The sequence below is a fragment of the Arthrobacter sp. AK01 genome, assembly GCF_021109375.1.
Taxonomy (GTDB): domain Bacteria; phylum Actinomycetota; class Actinomycetes; order Actinomycetales; family Micrococcaceae; genus Arthrobacter.
Genome location: NZ_JAJOHP010000130.1, coordinates 1 through 4,415, shown reverse-complemented (window position 1 = coordinate 4,415; position 4,415 = coordinate 1). Strand labels below are relative to the sequence as shown.

Genomic DNA, 4,415 nt, shown 5'->3' with positions numbered 1-4,415 from the left:
CCCACCGCCCCCCCCCCCCCCGGCCGCCACCTCCACTCACCACCACTCCCCCGCCCGCCCCCCCCCGGCCGGGCCCCCCGCCCCCCCCCCCCCCAAGGCTCAGTGATTGTATGGTCAGGACGTCCGGCCGGACCGTGCCGGGCGCCGGTACCTGAAGTAGAAGTAGGCGTAGCAAGCCCCCACAAAGGGGACGCCGAAGTACAGCGCGGCAATCTGATGTGGGTCAAACGCAATGCCCACCAATGAAATCAGGCAGAGAGCGAAGGCCAGAATCGGGACCAGCGGGAAGAACGGCGCCTTGTAAGCAAGATCCTTCACCCGCCCGCCGTTCCGCACGAAGGCCCGGCGGTGGAAGAAGTGGGACGCTGTGATGGACATCCACACGCCAACAACTGCGAAACCGGCCACGGAGACCAAGGCCAGGTACACCGTTTCAGGGGCAACCACGCTGCTGATCAGCGATGCGATGCCGCCAACCATGCTGACCGAAAGGGCTATGAGCGGTATACCCCGGCGGGTGAGCTTCTTCAGGGCCTTGGGCGCATGCCCCTCATCAGCCAGGGAGTAGAGCATACGGGCACAGGAGAACAGTCCGCTGTTTCCGGCCGACAGCAGCGCCGTGATGATGACGAAGTTCATGATGTCAGCGGCGTAGGGAATTCCGACGGAGGAGAACACCGTCACGAAAGGACTCTCGTCCAGTCCCACTTGGTCATACGGGACGGTTGCGGCAATGACTGCGATAGCACCAACAAAGAAGATCAGCAGCCGGATGACGGTGCTGCGCATGGCCTTCGGGATGTTCTTTGCAGGATCAGTGGTCTCCCCCGCGGCCACGCCGATGAGTTCCGATCCGGAGAAGGCATAGAAGACCGCCAAGGCCGTTACCAGGACTCCGGTAAAGCCGTTGGGGAACAATCCCCCGGCGGTGTTGAAGTTCTCAAAGAGGAACGGATGGTTGCCGGACTCAGAGAGTGGGTGGAATCCGAAGAGGGCTGCGCCGCCCAGCACGATCAGGGCAATGATCGCACCCACCTTGATGATGGAGAACCAGAACTCCGATTCCCCGAAGAACTTGGAGGACACGGCATTGAATCCGAACAGGATGGCGGCGAACACAAGGCACCACACCCATACCTCGACCTCAGGAAACCAGCGCTGCATGAGGAGCCCTGATGCCGTGAATTCCGAGCCGATAGCCACTGCCCAACACAGCCAGTACAGCCAGGCTGTGGCGAAGCCCGTAGCTGGGCCGATAGATCGGGACGCGTAAATGTGGAAAGCACCTGATACGGGATAGGCGATGGCCAACTCGCCAAGGCAGGCCATCACGAGGTACACCACGAAGGCGCCCACAAGGTAGGCAATCACAGCCCCGAGCGGACCGGCCTGGGAGATCGTGTAGCCGGAACTCAGGAACAGCCCGGATCCAATGACACCTCCCATCGCGATCATGATGAGGTGCCGTGGACCCATTGATCGGCGCAGTCCGGTTTCGGCAGGGGCGGGAGCGGCCTGGGGTTGATGGTCCAGTTGCAGGGGTGCTGAAGATTCCATGTGGTGTCTCCGGTTTTTTGTGGCAGATGCGAACGGTACGCCTTATGAAGTCCGGGGCTGGGGGCGGGAAGGGCGTCTGTAGTGATGAAGGTAACACAAAAGGAGCCTGTGTGGTCATTAAAAACATTTGTTAATGCGTATAGCGCACATGTTTGAGGTGACTGAGAGTCAGAACGGCCGTCGAATGGTCAGAATGCCCACTCTTTGAGGCGATTCAGCATGCCCCGACGGACACCGGGGGGCCACAGGATTGAACCATCACCCCCCACTTACCTGAGGAGCACCATGAAAACCTACGACCTCGCGCTGATCGGCTTTGGCGGCGTCAACCGGACTCTCGCCGACATCATCGCAACACGGGGAGATGCCCTCCGCTCGGAGTTGGGTTTCGGCCTGAGGGTTGTGGCCATCACCGATCTCAGGCTCGGTTCCCTGGTCCAAGCCGAAGGCATCGATCTTCACATGGCACTGAACCTTGGCGCTGGCGAGACGTTTGCAGAGCATGGCGGCTCCTTGGACACCAACAACGAAGCTGTGATCCGTTCCTGCACTGCTGACATCGTCTGCGAAGCAACCTTCACCAATCCCGACGACGGCGAGCCCGCCGTCTCGCACGTCCGATGGGCCCTGGAATCGGGCAAGAGCGTCTGCACCACAAATAAGGGACCCGTGGCACTGCGGGGCGCTGAACTGGCCGCGTTGGCCGAGAGCAATGGCGTTCACTTCGAGTTCGAAGGCGCCGTCATGAGCGGCACCCCCGTGATCCGCCTTGCCAAAAAGATGTTCGCCGGCCTGAAGATCGATGGCTTCGAAGGAATCCTGAACGGCACCAGCAACTACGTGCTGGGGCGCATGGAATCCGGCCTGGACCTGGACGCCGCCATTCGGGAAGCCCAGGACCTGGGGTATGCGGAAGCAAACCCTGCCGCTGACATTGAGGGCTATGACGTTCGACTCAAAGTGCTCATCCTGGCCAATCAACTCCTTGAGGCAGGCATTTCCTTGCAGGACGTCTCATGTGAGGGCATCTCCTCCTTGACCCGTGACGACATCGAAGACGCTGCCCGCCAAGGCCTGCGCTGGAAGCTCATCGGCTCAGCGACGAGGTCTGCCAACGGGGCGGTAACAGCCAGCGTGAAGCCCGTGGCGGTGCCCCTGGCCCACGGATTGGCTGGAATCTCCGGCGCCACCAACGCCGTTTCGTTCAGCACAGATCTCCTGGGCCCCGTGACGGTTTCCGGGCCCGGCGCCGGACGCGTCGAGACGGCCTACGCCCTGCTCTCAGACATCATCGCCATGCACGCCACCTCGGAGGTTCCCTCCCATGCCTAAGACCGCACCCAGCGTCCCCGAAGCATCAGTCCTGCCGATGTTCCAGAACGTCACCAGCCCGTACGACCAGCGGGTGGTGGGCGCCGTTCCGCTGACCGATGCCACCGCCGTCGAGAGTGTCCTGAATGCTGCCCGCACGGGAGCCAAAGTGGCAGCGGGTCTCTCCCGGGACGCGCGGGGAAAGATCCTCGACAGGGCAGCCACCCTGGTGGAAGACCGGCGCGATCTCTTTGCCGAAACCATCGTCGCTGAAGCTGGCAAGACCGTGAGGCAGGCCCGTAAAGAGGTCCTGCGTGCCATCAATACGCTGCGGCTTTCAGCGGCAGAAACCCGCCGCAACGCCGGTGAAGTCATTCCCTTTGACGCCTACGAAGGCTCCGAGGACCGGCTGGGCTGGTTCTCCCGTGAACCGCTGGGCATCATCCTGGCAATCACGCCCTTCAACGATCCCCTCAACCTGGTAGCCCACAAGGTGGGACCGGCCATTGCAGGCGGAAACGCCGTTATCCTCAAACCGTCGGCCCTCACTCCCCTCTCCGCGCAGCTTCTCACCGAGGCACTCCTGGAGGCCGGACTCCCCCAGGACGTCCTCACGGTGGTCCATGGAGACCGCGGGATTGCCCGGGAAATCATCGCTGCGAGGGACGTCCGGATGGTGTCGTTCACCGGCGGGTTCGCCACCGGAGAGGACATCGCCTCAACAGCCGGGCTGAAGAAGCTCTCCATGGACCTGGGCGGAAACGCGCCAGTCATCATCATGGCTGACGCCAACCTCCAGGAAGCCGTGGCTTCCTGCGTTTCCGGCGCATTCTGGGCAGCAGGCCAAAACTGCGTGGGTGTTCAACGAATCCTCGTCGACAAGTCCATCTACGTCGAATTCCGGGAGCTCTTCCTCGCCGCGACCAACAAACTGGTAGTTGGCGACCCCTCCGACGAACTGACGGACGTGGGGCCCATGATCACCTCGCGGTCCCTGGAAGATGTCCGGACCAAAGTCCACGAGGCGGTGGAGCACGGTGCAGTTGTTCTGACAGGAAACCAAGCTGCCGGGAACATCCTCCACCCCACGGTTCTTGAAGACGTTCCGGAGGACAGCCGCTTGTGGTCCGAGGAAGTGTTCGGCCCGCTGGTGATGCTCCGCCCTGTGGACTCCCTGGAGGAAGCGATCGGGATTGCCAACTCCATCGAGTTCAGTCTCCATGCCGGGATCTTCACCGCCTCCCTTGGCGATGCGATGAAAGCAGCCAAGGAAATCCAGGCCGGGGGTGTCATGATCAACGACTCATCGGACTACCGGTTCGACGGCATGCCTTTCGGCGGATTCAAATACGGAAGCCTGGGCCGTGAAGGCGTTCACTTCGCCTACGAGGAAATGACCCAGCCCAAAGTCATCTGCATCAAGAACTGATGGCCTGGTGGGGGGGGTGGGGCCCCCAGCCCCCCCCCCCCCCCCCCCGGGCCCAGCCCCGTGGCCCAAAGGCCGGCCCCCCCCAAGCCGGTAGGCCGCGAAAAAAATAACACGGGGG

The 4,415-nt window shown here is 62.3% G+C and carries 3 protein-coding genes; 2 read left to right on the top strand and 1 reads right to left on the bottom strand.

Annotated features, from left to right (window positions below):
* Window positions 1–114: 114 nt before the first annotated feature.
* On the bottom strand, window positions 115–1,557 hold the full coding sequence (locus tag LN996_RS23295; RefSeq protein WP_231343464.1) for an amino acid permease: 1,443 nt from the start codon (window positions 1,555–1,557) through the stop codon (window positions 115–117).
* A 285-nt stretch (window positions 1,558–1,842) separates the two neighbouring features.
* Between LN996_RS23295 and LN996_RS23290 the strand changes: the two genes are divergently transcribed.
* Window positions 1,843–2,889, top strand: a complete 1,047-nt coding sequence (locus LN996_RS23290) for a homoserine dehydrogenase (protein ID WP_231343463.1) — start codon at window positions 1,843–1,845, stop codon at window positions 2,887–2,889.
* On the top strand, window positions 2,882–4,297 hold the full coding sequence (locus LN996_RS23285; protein WP_231343461.1) for an aldehyde dehydrogenase family protein: 1,416 nt from the start codon (window positions 2,882–2,884) through the stop codon (window positions 4,295–4,297). Before LN996_RS23290 ends, LN996_RS23285 begins: the two co-directional genes overlap by 8 nt.
* The last annotated feature ends 118 nt before the right edge of the window (window positions 4,298–4,415 follow it).